Origin of the sequence: Streptococcus sp. HMSC34B10 (assembly GCF_001839505.1) — a bacterium.
GTDB lineage: Bacteria > Bacillota > Bacilli > Lactobacillales > Streptococcaceae > Streptococcus > Streptococcus peroris.
Map to the genome: position 1 here is coordinate 93,453 of NZ_KV841550.1, position 13,820 is coordinate 107,272.

13 protein-coding genes and 1 riboswitch are annotated in these 13,820 nt (G+C 40.5%); of the genes, 3 read left to right on the plus strand and 10 right to left on the minus strand.

The features are described from left to right. Positions 1 to 110: 110 nt before the first annotated feature. The 10 genes from HMPREF3237_RS03085 to uvrA form a co-directional block, all read right to left on the minus strand. Complete coding sequence (locus HMPREF3237_RS03085; RefSeq protein ID WP_070888800.1) at positions 111 to 536, minus strand: SP_0198 family lipoprotein; 426 nt, start codon at positions 534 to 536, stop codon at positions 111 to 113. Positions 537 to 620: 84 nt separating this feature from the next. Beyond that, positions 621 to 1,871 carry a bifunctional folylpolyglutamate synthase/dihydrofolate synthase gene (locus HMPREF3237_RS03090; RefSeq protein ID WP_070888801.1) on the minus strand — a complete coding sequence of 417 codons (1,251 nt, stop codon included), beginning with the start codon at positions 1,869 to 1,871 and terminating at the stop codon, positions 621 to 623. A 358-nt stretch (positions 1,872 to 2,229) separates the two neighbouring features. Next, on the minus strand, positions 2,230 to 2,535 hold the full coding sequence (locus tag HMPREF3237_RS03095; RefSeq protein WP_006146150.1) for a DUF1292 domain-containing protein: 306 nt from the start codon (positions 2,533 to 2,535) through the stop codon (positions 2,230 to 2,232). Positions 2,536 to 2,550: 15 nt separating this feature from the next. Beyond that, positions 2,551 to 2,970 carry a Holliday junction resolvase RuvX gene (ruvX, locus tag HMPREF3237_RS03100; protein ID WP_070888802.1) on the minus strand — a complete coding sequence of 140 codons (420 nt, stop codon included), beginning with the start codon at positions 2,968 to 2,970 and terminating at the stop codon, positions 2,551 to 2,553. 3 nt (positions 2,971 to 2,973) lie between these two features. Further along, positions 2,974 to 3,240 (minus strand): IreB family regulatory phosphoprotein, encoded by a 267-nt coding sequence (locus HMPREF3237_RS03105; RefSeq protein WP_025168751.1) that lies wholly within the window; start codon positions 3,238 to 3,240, stop codon positions 2,974 to 2,976. Positions 3,241 to 3,337: 97 nt separating this feature from the next. Then, complete coding sequence (locus HMPREF3237_RS03110) at positions 3,338 to 3,910, minus strand: SP0191 family lipoprotein (RefSeq protein WP_070888803.1); 573 nt, start codon at positions 3,908 to 3,910, stop codon at positions 3,338 to 3,340. 60 nt (positions 3,911 to 3,970) lie between these two features. After that, positions 3,971 to 4,369: a transcriptional regulator Spx gene (gene spx, locus HMPREF3237_RS03115; protein WP_000591164.1), complete on the minus strand. Its 399-nt coding sequence runs from the start codon at positions 4,367 to 4,369 to the stop codon at positions 3,971 to 3,973. Between the two features lie 135 nt (positions 4,370 to 4,504). Beyond that, the gene (gene mgtA / locus HMPREF3237_RS03120; RefSeq protein ID WP_070888804.1) at positions 4,505 to 7,165 is read right to left on the minus strand and encodes a magnesium-translocating P-type ATPase; all 2,661 of its coding nucleotides are present in this window, start codon (positions 7,163 to 7,165) and stop codon (positions 4,505 to 4,507) included. 191 nt (positions 7,166 to 7,356) lie between these two features. Next, a riboswitch (M-box (ykoK) riboswitch) is annotated at positions 7,357 to 7,510 on the minus strand. 54 nt (positions 7,511 to 7,564) lie between these two features. Then, positions 7,565 to 8,626: a M24 family metallopeptidase gene (locus tag HMPREF3237_RS03125; protein WP_070888805.1), complete on the minus strand. Its 1,062-nt coding sequence runs from the start codon at positions 8,624 to 8,626 to the stop codon at positions 7,565 to 7,567. Then, entirely contained in the window at positions 8,619 to 11,450 is a 2,832-nt protein-coding gene (gene uvrA / locus HMPREF3237_RS03130) for an excinuclease ABC subunit UvrA (protein ID WP_070888806.1), read from the minus strand. Before uvrA ends, HMPREF3237_RS03125 begins: the two co-directional genes overlap by 8 nt. Positions 11,451 to 11,596: 146 nt before the next feature. On the opposite strand from uvrA, the gene HMPREF3237_RS03135 reads away from it, so the two are divergent. The 3 genes from HMPREF3237_RS03135 (at position 11,597) to HMPREF3237_RS03145 (ending at position 13,692) form a co-directional block, all read left to right on the plus strand. Beyond that, positions 11,597 to 12,541 (plus strand): magnesium transporter CorA family protein, encoded by a 945-nt coding sequence (locus HMPREF3237_RS03135; RefSeq protein ID WP_004250490.1) that lies wholly within the window; start codon positions 11,597 to 11,599, stop codon positions 12,539 to 12,541. A 12-nt stretch (positions 12,542 to 12,553) separates the two neighbouring features. Then, positions 12,554 to 13,228 carry a DUF1129 domain-containing protein gene (locus HMPREF3237_RS03140; protein WP_016466360.1) on the plus strand — a complete coding sequence of 225 codons (675 nt, stop codon included), beginning with the start codon at positions 12,554 to 12,556 and terminating at the stop codon, positions 13,226 to 13,228. A 200-nt stretch (positions 13,229 to 13,428) separates the two neighbouring features. Beyond that, positions 13,429 to 13,692, plus strand: coding sequence for a SemiSWEET family transporter (locus HMPREF3237_RS03145; protein ID WP_016466361.1), 264 nt, complete (start codon positions 13,429 to 13,431; stop codon positions 13,690 to 13,692). The last annotated feature ends 128 nt before the right edge of the window (positions 13,693 to 13,820 follow it).

Below are 13,820 nucleotides of genomic sequence, written 5' to 3' on the forward strand. Positions count from 1 at the left end.
ATACTTTTAGCGAAAATGAGCCCTTTAAGTATGGAACTTTTTTCATATAAAAATTTATTAAAAAAAGGATTTGTACTGATTTTATCCAGATTCAAATCCTTACAAAATATCTATTTTTTTAAAATGATACGGCCCAGAACTTCACGGTTTATGTCACCGATGATAATTTGATTTTCCTCAGCTACATAAATCTTGACATCGTCTCCGATGATGACTTTCTGACTTTCTGGTTCAAAGGTTACCTTCTTAACTTCCTGCACTCCATTTGCTTCCACTTCTGTCCATGTTCCGGTATTACCAGTAACAACGAGAGTAATGCTATCTCCCTCATCCTGCCCCTTATAGGTACCATCCATATTGACAGTTGTAGCATTCGTAGCGCTAGATGTTGTTGCTTCAGATATCTGATTTGTTATCACTTCTGAACTAGTGCTTGTTTGAGATGCCGAAGTTCTTTGTTCTTTGGTTGAGCAAGCAACTAAAAGACTAAGACTTGCCAAAACGGCAAGAGAAAGTGTGAATTTTTTTAAGGTCATAATATCTCCTTTCTTTTAGCAGGTAAATGCAGAAAAAACTATTGAAATATTTCACCTCAACTATATCAAATAAAAGAAAGCAGGTCAATCAATAGACTCATATCCCATAAGGTGTGCACGAACCTCTGATATAAAATAGAGAGAACCCGTCACAAACAGTAAATCTTGCTCCTCTGCAAAATGTTCAAATTTATCTATGAAATCTCGATAAGAAGCAATACTTGTATATCCTCCCAAATCTTGTTCTTCTAAAGAACCTTGGTAATCAAAGCTTGTCACAAAAAGAGGGAGATCTGGTAGGTGCTCTGTCAAATAACCAAGCATGCCATTGTAATCTTTACGTTTCAAAGCCCCAAAAAGAATCTGAGGGCGATAGCCTTCTTGTATTTTTTCTTGAATAAATTCAACCAGCCTTTCTAGAGCAGGAAGATTGTGAGCGCCATCCAGGTACACATGACTGGTTACTGGTTCTAGACGACCTGCCCAGTGAGTATGCTCTAACGCATGCCGTACAGCTGTTTCCTGAACCAGTTCCCCTCTTTTCACCATAAATAGCAAAAATACCTGTAAAGCTAGAGCTGCATTTTCCTCTTGATAAGCTCCTTCTAAGCCCAGCGAAAGGCCTCTCCACTCTGCCAACTCACTAGAAAAATGTCCTTTCTTAAAAGAAAAATCCTGCCCTGCTTGGTAGAGATCTACTGATAAATTTTTGGCTGTTTTTTGACAAACCAGCTGTGCTTCAGGAGCCAATTTAGCAATCACTGCTTTCTTCCCAGATTTAAAAATACCTGACTTTTGCTCCGCAATCTCCTCTAAGCTATTTCCTAAAGTTTCCTGGTGATCTAAGCCGACTGATGTTATGACTGCAATCTCACCTGTTACGACATTAGTCGTATCCAGCAGGCCACCAATTCCCACCTCAAGTAAGACCAAATCGACGTCCTGCTCTTTAAAATAAAGCAAGGCAATTAAGGTTAATAACTCAAAAAAAGATAATTGATCATGTGTTTCTAACAAACGTTTTTCCATTTTTTTGATTTCATTTGCTAGACGAATAAAATCAGCATCTGAAATAGGATTTCCGTTAATACAGATTCGATCGTGGATACTAACAATATGGGGCGAAGTAAAAGTTCCAACCCTCTTCCCATGGGCTACAAATAGCTCTCTCATAAAGGCAATGGTTGATCCCTTACCATTTGTACCCGTCACATGGATAATCGGATAGGTTTGCTCAGGATTCTCCAGCAAGTCCACTGCTTTCTGCATTCTACCTAGACCTGATCTAAAATTTAAACCGATTCGACTATGAAGCCATTCTTCAACTTCAAACATATGTATCTCCTTAATAAAAAAGCGAAGATTCTCTTCGCTTTTTGCTTCATTAGCTAGTAACTAGCTAATATTTTATTCTAGTACGTACTAAAAACGTCCACCGGACTTACTGACGGTTTTTATTTTCTAGCGCAGGGCTAAAAACGTCCACGAACCTTCCAACTCTTTCTAGTTCTAGGAGTTGGGGTAAAAACGTTCCTCGAACCTTCCAACTCTCTCCAGTTTCTCGGAGTTGGGCTGATACAGTCTCCCAGACTACCTGCGTTTCCAATTTCTAGCACAGGGCTAAAAACATCCACGAACCTTCCAACTCTCTCCAGTTTCTGGGAGTTGGGCTGATACAGTCTCCCAGACTGTATCACTCCTCCATAAAGCTGTTGAAGACTTCTTCAATCATGTCCCATTCTTCTTCAGCATCTTCAGGGATTGGTTGCAATTCACCTTCTGTTCCATCTTCATTTTCAGTGAATGAATAGGCTTGGATTTCAACTTCGCCATTTTCATCTTCTTCTGCGTTAACTGGTACAAGAAGAACATAGTTTTTACCAAATTCTTCCTTCCCATCAATAGTCAAAAGGATTTCAAATAAGGTTTCGTTTCCTTGCTCATCTACAAGTGTAATAAGTTCACGTTCTTCGTGGTCGTGGTTATGATCGTGTGACATAGCCTCTCCTTTGTATTAAAATTTTCTATCTAAATAATTTTGCAAAATCAATTGAGCCGCTAACTTATCAATGACTTTCTTACGTTTATTGCGACTAACATCTGCTTGCTCAATCAACATGCGCTCTGCAGCAACTGTAGTCAGACGTTCATCTTGATACTCTACTGGCAATCCAAAGAGTTCTTCTAGCTTAGCTCCATATGCTTGGCTAGCTTCCACCCGTGGTCCACTAGTATTGTTCATATTCTTTGGCAATCCAACTACAAAACGCTCTACTTTATAGGACTCAACCAATTCTTTTAGACGATCAAAGCCAAACTGGCCTTGGTCTTCATTGATTTGGATGATTTCGAGCCCTTGTGCTGTAAACCCTAGCGGATCGCTAATCGCTACACCGACTGTTTTGGAACCAACGTCCAACCCCATAATTCTCATAGATTATAGATCGACTCCTTGCCCCTTAAGGTAGTAACGAACCAACTCTTCGACAATCTCATCACGTTCGTATTTACGGATTTGATTTCTTGCATTATTGTAACGAGGAACATAGGCTGGGTCTCCACTGAGAACATAACCCACGATCTGATTAATAGGATTATAGCCCTTTTCGTTCAATGAAGCATAGACATCTGTCAATGTTTCGCTAATCTCTTTTTTATTGGAATCGTCCAATCTAAAACGTACGGTTTCTTCAGTAAATCCCATTCTAACACCCTCTTTCTTTAGAATAGTACTATTATAGCACATTCATAGCCTTTCTACAAATGGCACATTCTGAATTTGCTAATTTTATGCGACTTTTTTACTGAACAGTTGCCCCATTTGCAACTCGACTTGCAATATACTCTTCTGGTTCGTTTTTTAGTAGATTTTCCAAACCAACATTTTTTAAATATTCGTTTTCTCTTGCTTTTTTAAGATCCAATGTTTGGAAATCATAGCTAGTCTTGGTTTCCATTTCTTTCTCATTCAGAAGAGTCGTTTCAATAGTAAAGCCAGCAATTTTTCGAGCCGATTGGAGAGATTCGTCCTTGGATTCCTCTTCTTTTAAGGCGCTCCTCGCTTCCTCGAGTCCACGTTCTGTAATAAAGTTCTTGAGGTCTTCTGAAACTTGTCGCTTTTGCTGGATTGTTAAGGTCAAGAATTGTTTACCCTTATAGGTAATGGTCTGAGTTTGTTGAATCCCGTTTTCATCAGCAGGTAGAACAAGTGTCTTGGTTACAACTGTATTGTTATTGGCATTTTCTAGAACTGGTAAATTTGGCTGGAAGGCCTCAGTTATTGTACTTGTAGATGATTCTGCAGACTCTTTTTTCTGCCCACAACCAGCTAGTAAAAATAGAAGCCCAACTATCCCGATAACTATCTTCTTCATGTTCGTTTTTCCTTATTTACCTATCAAATAAGGCCAGGAGTCACTCCCGGCCTTTATGTTTTATAGCGCTGCACGTAAACGTGCTTCTGCATTTTCTACATTGCGGACAGAACGTGGCAAGAAAGCACGAATGTCATCTTCCTTGTAGCCGACTTGCAAACGTTTCTCATCAACAAGAATCGGACTCTTTAGAATACGTGGTGTCTCCATGATTAAGTTAAGCACTTCATTGACACTCAAATCTTCGATATCAACTCCAAGAGCTTTAGCGTAACGATTTTTTGATGATACAATGCTCGCGATTCCATTGTCTGTTTTTGTTAGAATATCTAATAATTCTTCTCTAGAAATTCCCTCTTTACCGAGGTTTTGTTCTTTATAACTTAACTGGTGGGCATTGAGCCAGGTTTTCGCTTTTTTACAGCTAGTACAACTTGAGACTGTATAAATTTTAATCATGTACCTACCCCTTTCGCTACATGTTTCTATCAGTTTATTCTATTATACCATAAAAAGCATCCAACTTGCGACCTATTTTTAAAAAAATTTAACTTTTTTCCCAGTTCTTCTCCCTTTTTATTGACAAAACACGAACTATAACCACTCTTTGTACTTTCTAATGTAAAATTTCTTAATAACTGTGACACTAAACATATACAAGAAAATAATACAGATTAAGAATAAGAAATAAGGAAGTCCTAAAGGTGCTAGACGAAGGATATTTACTAGTGGTCCATAAGGTAGACTGGTTACAAAAATGGCTGCAAGCAAAGTTGTCAAAATCACAAGCCAAGCCGGTCTACTTTGTACAAAAGGAACTTTGGCTGTACGAAGCATATGGATAACCATAGTTTGAGACCACATAGATTCGATAAACCATCCTGTTTGGAAAAAGATAATGAACTGAATGGCTGATTCAGAACCGTGAACATAATGATGACCTGTCACCAAAGGAACAATGATAAAGTAGAGGAAGATATAGGTCAAAATATCAAAGATAGATGAGATCGGGCCCATCCAAACCATAAATCTGGTAATGGATTTTGCTTCCCATGTATGGGGTTGTTTTAGGAAATCTTGATCCACATTATCAAACGGCAAGGCCACACAGGACAAATCATAGACAAGATTTAAGACAATAAGATGAACAGGGGACATTGGTAGGAATGGCAAGAAGATACTCGCAACTAGAAGCGAGAAGATATTCCCAAAGTTTGAACTAACTGTCATCTTAATATACTTGGTCATGTTGGCGTATACTTTACGTCCTTCTACCAAACCTTTTTCAAGGACCATGAGATCCTTATCCAACAAGATAACATCCGCTGTTTCCTTGGCAATATCGACTGCAGTATCAACAGAAATTCCCACATCTGCCACTTTCATGGAAGGTGCATCGTTAATACCATCTCCCATATAACCAACAATATGCCCATTTCTTTTTAACTGTAGAATGATGCGAGCTTTTTGGTCAGGAGACAATTTAGCAAATACTGTCACACTTTCAACCACTTCTGCCAATTCTTGTTCTGACATTCGATCGATATCTGCTCCCAAAAGGATATGTTCAACATCTAACCCAACTTTTTCACAGATGGCTTGTGTTACTTTTTCATTATCCCCCGTTAAAATTTTGGTCTTAACGCCATGTTCAAGTAAAGCCTTGATTGCAGGCGCTGCTGAAGGTTTTGGTGGATCCAAAAAGGCAAGATAACCGGTTAAAATCATATCACTTTCATCAGTCACGGTATAAGCATAACCTTCACGTAGATGAGACTTGTAGCCAACGCCTAAAACACGCAAACCTTGACGATTTAATTGGCTAACCTCTGTTAATACTTCTTGGCGAATTTCTTCAGTTAAAGGGATAGTTTCCCCATGGTATTCTACATGTGTCGAAATATTCAACATTTCTTCCAAAGCACCTTTAGTAACCATACTAACGGTGCCTTCATCATCTTTTACAATGACGCTCATCCGTCTACGTTCAAAGTCAAAGGGAAGCTCATCAATTTTTTGGAACGTTTGGTCTAGATTTTGTAGAAGTCTGTGTTCCTTCGCTTCTTTTTCTGTTCGTTTGATAATAGCTCGGTCCATTAGATTCTTTAAACCTGTTTGGAAATAAGAATTTAGATAAGCTCTACGTAAGACAGTTAGGTCCAAATCTCCATGGATATCCAAAGGGTACTCCAACACAATCTCGTCCTGAGTTAATGTCCCTGTTTTATCTGTACATAGAATATCGATGGCACCTAAGTCCTGAATAGCATTGAGTTTTTTAATCACGACCTTTTCTTTGGCCATGATGATAGAACCCTTTGCCAAACTAGCTGTAATGATCATCGGTAACATTTCAGGTGTAAGACCCACACCAACACTAAGGGCAAAGACCCCTGCTTCCAGCCAGTCACCATCTGTCAAACCATTGGCAAAGAATACAATAGGAACCATGACCAACATCAATCGAATGAGCAACCATGAAACGGAGTTCATTTCGCGTTCAAAGGAAGTGGGTTCATCATAAGTCGTAAGGGTTTGCTCAATAGCTCCCATCATGGTGTCATCACCAACTGCTAGAATCATAGCTGTAGCACTTCCTGAGATAACGTTTGTCCCCATGAATGCTAAAGATTCTGCTTCTAAAAGGCTATCTACATTCTGACTAGTAGCTTTATTTAAAGCTAGTTTTTCAACTGCATCACTTTCTCCAGTCAAGCCTGACTGTTGAACGAAAAAATCGCGTGATTCAAATAAGACGACATCTGCAGGAATCATATCTCCCGCACTCAATTTCACGAGATCTCCCACAACCAGTTCATCGATTGGCAACTCTTGTTCAAGGCCATCGCGAATAACAGTTGCGGTGTTGACAATCATTTTTGAAAGGTTGGTTGTTGCCTTATCACTTCGCAACTCTTGGACAAAACGGATGCCTCCTGAAATTAAAATTAAGACAACGATAATGATAGAGGTCGTTGGATCCTCTTGACCAGGTTTGGCAAGCCAGACGTTTGTAACGAGAGAGATGAAGGCAATCACAAGCAAAATAATTGTGAAAGGATTGATGATAGATTCGTAAATCTTTTTAAAGATTGAATCTTCTTGCCCCTTGGTGATGGTATTTTCACCGTAAAGATCACGATTTTCTTCAACTTGCTCTTGGCCTAATCCATCTAGACTTGTATGATAATAAGCGAGACTATCTTCTAATGGTGTTTGAATAGCTACTGCTAATCTTTCTTTTGTAGTTTTCATTGGTTTCTCCTATCTGTATGAATGGTGATTTCATACACAGAGATCAATCACTTTAATATGAGCAAAACGACACAAATCAGCGATTGGCTGTGTATGTGCGGTTCTGGATGATCGTCAATTTGCATCGTTTATCTCCTTTCTTGGTTCTAAAACAGCAGAAAATCCTGCCATAAAATGGCAGGACTAAAACTTATCATCTGTTTTCGTTCAAGCTTTAACTCCTTAGGGCAATGTAATGAGCTTAGTCTTGACCTTCGCGACCAGGACTGTTGACCAACGAGTAGTGTCTCCACTGCTTTGCGGTAGTCATCCGTATCCCTATGGTAGCCTCACCTACCGTTTTCGCCTATCAGTATAAACCTTTAAACAGTAAAAGTCAACGATTTATCTCATTTTTTCTTAGATAACAATCAATTCTTTTGGAGCAAGGGTTAATAGCTCGCAACCTGTATCTGTAATGAGGATATCATCTTCGATACGAACTCCATATTTTCCTTCAATATAAATACCTGGTTCATCTGTCAAGGCCATACCCGTTTTGATGACTTCTTTCGAAGTTTGGCTAAAGTAAGGTTCTTCATGGATATCAAGACCGATACCATGGCCAATACCATGTGTAAAGTATTCTCCATAACCTGCGTCAGTGATAATATCACGAGGAATCTTGTCAAAGTCACGGAAGCCAAGGTCCGCTTTTGCTTGGTCAATTAAGGCCTGGTTAGCCTTCAAAACTGTATTGTAAATTTCTGCTTGTTCATCACTGACATGCCCTAGGTAGATGGTACGTGTCATATCACTTACATAGTGATCATAAAGGCAGCCAAAGTCCATGGTAATAGCTTCGCCTAGTTCAACCGGCTTGTGCATAGGATGAGCATGAGGTTTAGAAGAGTTGATCCCACTTGCTAGAATCGTATCAAAAGACAAACCGGCAGCTCCCAATTCACGCATGCGGAAATCAAGAAAATTAGCAATTTCAATCTCGGTCTTGCCAGGCTTGATAAAGTCAAGCGCATCACGGAAAGCTTGGTCAGAGATAGAACAAGCCTTGCGAATGGTCGCAATCTCTGTCTCATCCTTAATCATACGAAGTGCTTCAACAAACTGAGATTGAGGAAGCAATTCCAAGCCTTCAAAGGCTGTTTGCATACGGTGATAATAAGAAACTGAAATCTCATCTTCAAAACCAATACGAGAAAGCCCCATATCTTTTACGATCTTTGCGATAGTAGCCAACTCATCACGCTCTGCAAAAATCTCAAAACCAGTTACTTCTTGCTTAGCAGCAATAATATAACGAGAATCCGTCACTAATACTTGACGATCACGACTGATAAAGACTGTTCCATTTGAACCCCAAAATCCTGTCAAATAGTAGACATTTTTAAGGTTATTAATAATAATACCATCTAGTCCTTTTTCTTCCATTTTAGCTAAAAATGCTTGTACACGTTTATTCATGATGTAACTTTCCTTTCAAATATTGTCCTGTATAGCTTGCTTCATTGGCAGCTACTTCCTCCGGTGTTCCTGTTGCGATAATAGTTCCGCCACCAACGCCACCTTCTGGTCCTAAGTCGATAATATGGTCTGCTGTTTTGATGACATCTAGATTGTGCTCGATGACAAGAACTGTATTACCATCATCGACAAAGCGAGATAAAACGGTGAGTAAGCGAGCGATATCCTCTGTATGCAACCCAGTAGTTGGCTCATCGAGAATATAGAAAGACTTACCTGTCGAGCGTTTGTGGAGTTCACTAGCCAACTTCATACGCTGGGCCTCCCCTCCAGAAAGGGTGGTAGCTGGTTGTCCCAAAGTCACATAACCTAGACCAACATCTTTGATAGTCTGAAGTTTGCGCTGAATTTTCGGAATATGTTTGAAAAATTCTACTGCATCGTTGACAGTCATATCCAAAACTTGCGAGATATTCTTTTCCTTGTAGTGAACTTCTAGCGTTTCACTGTTGTAGCGAGTCCCATGACAGACTTCGCAGGCTACGTAAACATCAGGCAAGAAGTGCATCTCAATCTTGATAATCCCATCACCCGAGCAGGCTTCACAGCGGCCACCCTTGACATTGAAACTGAAACGACCCTTCTTGTAGCCACGAATCTTGGCTTCATTTGTCTGAGCGAATAGGTCTCGAATGTCATCAAAGACACCTGTATAGGTCGCAGGATTAGACCTCGGTGTCCGTCCAATTGGACTCTGGTCAATGTCTATCAGACGGTCGATATGCTCAATTCCTGTAATATTCTTAAACTTACCTGGTTTGTCTGAATTGCGATTGAGTTTTTGAGCAATAGCTTTTTTTAAGATACTGTTAATGAGGGTAGACTTCCCTGAACCAGATACCCCTGTCACTGCAATAAATTTTCCGAGTTGGAAGCGAGCGGTGATGTTTTGCAAGTTGTTCTCACGCGCACCTGTCACCTCAATAAAGCGTCCATTCCCAACGCGACGTTCTGACGGTACAGGAATCGCGCGTTTTCCTGATAGATACTGTCCTGTAATGGATTTGCTGTTACGAGCTACCTGCTTAGGCGTTCCTGCAGCAACAATTTCTCCACCAAAGACACCTGCACCAGGGCCAACGTCAATCAGATAATCGGCTTCTCGCATGGTGTCCTCATCGTGTTCTACCACGATGAGAGTATTTCCTAAATCCCGCATCTTTTTCAGACTGGCAATCAAACGGTCATTGTCCCTCTGGTGAAGACCGATGGACGGCTCGTCTAAGATATAGAGGACTCCTGAGAGATTGGAACCAATCTGGGTTGCCAAGCGAATACGTTGGCTCTCCCCACCTGATAATGTTCCTGCTGAACGAGAAAGCGTCAGATAGTTAAGCCCCACATTATTGAGGAAGGTCAAGCGGTCCTTGATTTCCTTCAGGATTGGGCGAGCGATGATAGCTTCATTTTCAGACAGGCTTAGTTGATCAATGACCTCCAGATGGTCTGCGATGGAGAGGTCTGAAATTTCTCCGATATGGGGTCCTTTTTCTCCCCCTACTCGAACAGATAAGGCCTGGTCATTGAGACGATAACCGTGGCAGGTACCACAAGTTAGCTCATTCATATAGAGACGCATCTGAGTACGGGTGTAATCACTGTTAGTCTCGTGATAGCGACGCTTGATGTTATTGACAACCCCTTCAAAAGGAATGTCGATATCGCGCACACCGCCAAATTCATTTTCATAGTGGAAATGGAATTCTTTCCCATCAGACCCGTAGAGAATCAAGTTCTTATCTGATTCTGATAAATTCTCAAAAGGCGTATCCATATCCACTCCAAAGGCTGTCATGGCTTGTTCTAGCATATTTGGATAATAGTTCGAAGAGATAGGGTTCCAAGGTACTAGGGCTCCCTCACGAAGAGTCTTGCTAGCATCTGGTATCACTAAATCAATATCCACCTCTAGCTTGATACCCAAACCATCACACTCACTACATGACCCAAAAGGAGCATTGAAAGAGAAAAGACGAGGTTCTAGTTCTGGAACCGTAAAGCCACATACTGGACAAGCATAGTGTTCTGAGAAGAGCAACTCAGAGTCGTCCATGGTATCGATAATGACATATCCTTCAGCGATACGAAGGGCTGCCTCAATCGAGTCAAAAAGACGACTACGAATCCCATCCTTTATGATGATACGGTCCACCACCACATCGATGTTGTGTTGCTTTTTCTTTTCAAGTTCAGGAACTTCGGTCACATCGTAAACAACTCCATCGACACGGACACGGACGTAACCATCTTTTTGAATCTTTTCAATCAGCGTCTTATGCTGCCCTTTTTTCTTACGAATAACAGGAGCCAAAATCTGCAGACGCTGGCGCTCTGGCAATTCCAAGACCTTGTCGACAATCTGCTCTACAGACGAAGCTTTGATAGCCCCATGTCCGTTGATACAGTAGGGTGTTCCTACACGTGCATAGAGGAGACGTAGGTAGTCGTTGATTTCAGTCGTTGTTCCAACTGTCGAACGAGGATTTTTACTAGTCGTTTTCTGGTCAATGGAAATAGCAGGACTAAGACCATCGATAGAATCCACATCTGGCTTTTCCATATTGCCCAAAAATTGTCGCGCATAGGCAGATAGACTCTCTACATAACGACGTTGCCCTTCAGCATAGAGGGTATCAAAGGCTAAACTAGACTTTCCAGATCCAGATAGTCCCGTCACCACAACTAGCTTGTCTCGTGGTATTTCCACGTCAATATTTTTTAAATTATGGGCGCGAGCCCCATGGATGACAATCTTATCTTGCATGTTACTTCTTTCTAGTCCGTTATTGCTTTCTATTATACCAGATATAGCAAAAAATGTCGGATTCTATTACCAAAAAAAGCGTTTTTGTAGTATAATAGTACGGTGCTAAAAATTCGCTAAAATACAAAAACGGAAGGGGAGGAGATATGAAACAAGTCTTTCTCTCAACAACAACTGAATTTAAAGAGATCGATACGCTCCAACCGGGCACTTGGATCAATCTCGTCAATCCTACACAAAGCGAATCGATGGAAATCGCTTCTGCTTTTGATATTGATATCGCTGACCTCCGTGCACCACTCGATGCGGAAGAAATGTCTCGTATTACCATTGAAGATGAATACACTCTGATTATCGTAGACGTTCCCATTACCGAGGAGAGAAATAACCGTACCTACTATGTGACCATTCCCTTGGGGATTATCATCACCGAAGAGGCTATTATTACCACTTGTTTGGAACCTCTCCCACTTCTAGATGTCTTTATCAATCGGAGACTTCGGAATTTCTATACCTTTATGCGTTCGCGCTTTATCTTTCAAATCCTCTACCGCAACGCTGAAATTTATCTGACAGCCCTCCGTTCAATTGAACGTAAGAGTGAGCAAATCGAAACCCAACTTCACAAATCTACTCGAAATGAAGAATTGATTGAACTCATGGAGTTGGAAAAGACCATCGTCTACTTCAAGGCCTCTCTTAAGACAAATGAGCGCGTGATTAAAAAATTGACCAGCGCAACTAGCAATATTAAGAAATACCTTGAAGACGAAGACTTACTAGAAGATACCTTGATTGAAACGCAACAGGCCATCGAGATGGCGGATATCTATGGAAACGTCCTTCACTCTATGACAGAGACCTTTGCCTCTATCATTTCAAACAACCAGAACAATATCATGAAAACCTTGGCCCTCGTGACCATCGTTATGTCTATCCCGACTATGATTTTCTCAGCTTACGGAATGAACTTTAAGGATAATGAAATTCCTTTAAACGGAGAACCGCACGCTTTCTGGCTCATCGTTTTTATCGCCTTCGCTATGAGTGTTTCTCTCACTCTTTACCTCATCCATAAAAAATGGTTCTAAACAGGAGTTATTATGTCACAGATTGATTTAAAAGAATTAACCAAGAAAAACCAAGAATTTATCCACATTGCAACTCAACAATTTCTCAAGGACGGAAAGACAGATGCTGAAATCAAGGCTATCCTTGAAGAAGTGATTCCTCATATCCTTGAGGAGCAACCAAAGGGAGTGACTGCTCGTTCTATCTACGGAGCACCAACTCACTGGGCTCACAGCTTTAGTGAAAAAGAGCAATACGAAAAAGAACATCCAAAGGAAAATGACGATCCAAAATTGATGATGTTGGATTCAGCCCTTTTCATCACAGGACTGTTTGCAGTGGTTAGCGCCTTGATGAGCTTCTTCTCAAACCAACCCGTAGCTTACGGATTGGTAACACTTATCAGTGTAGGGGCCTTTGGTGGAGTTGCCTTTTACCTTCTCTATCACTTCATCTACCGCTACTACGGACCAGATACTGACCGTAGCCAACGCCCTCCATTCTGGAAATCACTTTTGGTTATGTTAGCAACTATGTTTGCATGGGTTCTCATTCTCTTCTTGAGCAACTTCCTTCCACAAGCCATCAACATCAGCCTCCCACCACTTGTTTTATTGGTGATTGGAGGAGCTCTCCTTGCCCTACGTTTCTACCTCAAAAAACGTTTCAACATCAAGAGCGCAAGTGCTGGACCTGCTAGATATTAAAATAAACAATAAAAGTAGTGTGTTTTACAGACAGACTACTTTTATTATGGCTCCAAAGCTTTTTTTTATTCTCCAAAGAAAAGTAGCTACATTTTCTAAAAACGTTCTAATGTAAAGTCTTTCCTTAGAATCCCGAGGTTTTGTCCTTGAATCCAAGTTGTTTTTCTGTTATACTAATAAAGTAATAAGGAGAAATATATATGACTAAACAGAGAATTAATCAAGTTGTTGGTTCAATTGGTGCCTTTATCGGGATTATTGTATTTATAGCCTACATCCCTCAAATTTTTGCCAATTTACAAGGGAACAAAGCTCAACCATTCCAACCTTTATCAGCAGCTGTCTCTTGCTTAATCTGGGTCATTTATGGATGGACAAAAGAGCCTAAGAAAGACTGGATTCTAATCATTCCAAACTCGGCTGGGGTTATCCTTGGCGGACTGACCTTCCTTACTGCTCTATAAGAATGCAACTAATATAAAAAGAAAAAGTAACCACACGATTGGTTGCTTTTTTACTATTTTCTCGATCTAAAAGTCTTCTTCTGACTCTAATTCTTGTTGTTTCCCCTCATTTTTTGTGATAAAATAGG

What these genes read in the sequence shown, in the direction of transcription:
- HMPREF3237_RS03090 (WP_070888801.1), bottom strand. Translation starts at nt 1,871, where the DNA reads ATGTTTGAAGTTGAAGAATGGCTTCATAGTCGAATCGGTTTAAATTTT.
- HMPREF3237_RS03145 (WP_016466361.1), top strand. Translation starts at nt 13,429, where the DNA reads ATGACTAAACAGAGAATTAATCAAGTTGTTGGTTCAATTGGTGCCTTT.
- ruvX (WP_070888802.1), bottom strand. Translation starts at nt 2,970, where the DNA reads ATGAGAATTATGGGGTTGGACGTTGGTTCCAAAACAGTCGGTGTAGCG.
- mgtA (WP_070888804.1), bottom strand. Translation starts at nt 7,165, where the DNA reads ATGAAAACTACAAAAGAAAGATTAGCAGTAGCTATTCAAACACCATTA.
- uvrA (WP_070888806.1), bottom strand. Translation starts at nt 11,450, where the DNA reads ATGCAAGATAAGATTGTCATCCATGGGGCTCGCGCCCATAATTTAAAA.
- HMPREF3237_RS03085 (WP_070888800.1), bottom strand. Translation starts at nt 536, where the DNA reads ATGACCTTAAAAAAATTCACACTTTCTCTTGCCGTTTTGGCAAGTCTT.
- HMPREF3237_RS03105 (WP_025168751.1), bottom strand. Translation starts at nt 3,240, where the DNA reads ATGGGATTTACTGAAGAAACCGTACGTTTTAGATTGGACGATTCCAAT.
- HMPREF3237_RS03135 (WP_004250490.1), top strand. Translation starts at nt 11,597, where the DNA reads ATGAAACAAGTCTTTCTCTCAACAACAACTGAATTTAAAGAGATCGAT.
- spx (WP_000591164.1), bottom strand. Translation starts at nt 4,369, where the DNA reads ATGATTAAAATTTATACAGTCTCAAGTTGTACTAGCTGTAAAAAAGCG.
- HMPREF3237_RS03125 (WP_070888805.1), bottom strand. Translation starts at nt 8,626, where the DNA reads ATGAATAAACGTGTACAAGCATTTTTAGCTAAAATGGAAGAAAAAGGA.
- HMPREF3237_RS03110 (WP_070888803.1), bottom strand. Translation starts at nt 3,910, where the DNA reads ATGAAGAAGATAGTTATCGGGATAGTTGGGCTTCTATTTTTACTAGCT.
- HMPREF3237_RS03095 (WP_006146150.1), bottom strand. Translation starts at nt 2,535, where the DNA reads ATGTCACACGATCATAACCACGACCACGAAGAACGTGAACTTATTACA.
- HMPREF3237_RS03140 (WP_016466360.1), top strand. Translation starts at nt 12,554, where the DNA reads ATGTCACAGATTGATTTAAAAGAATTAACCAAGAAAAACCAAGAATTT.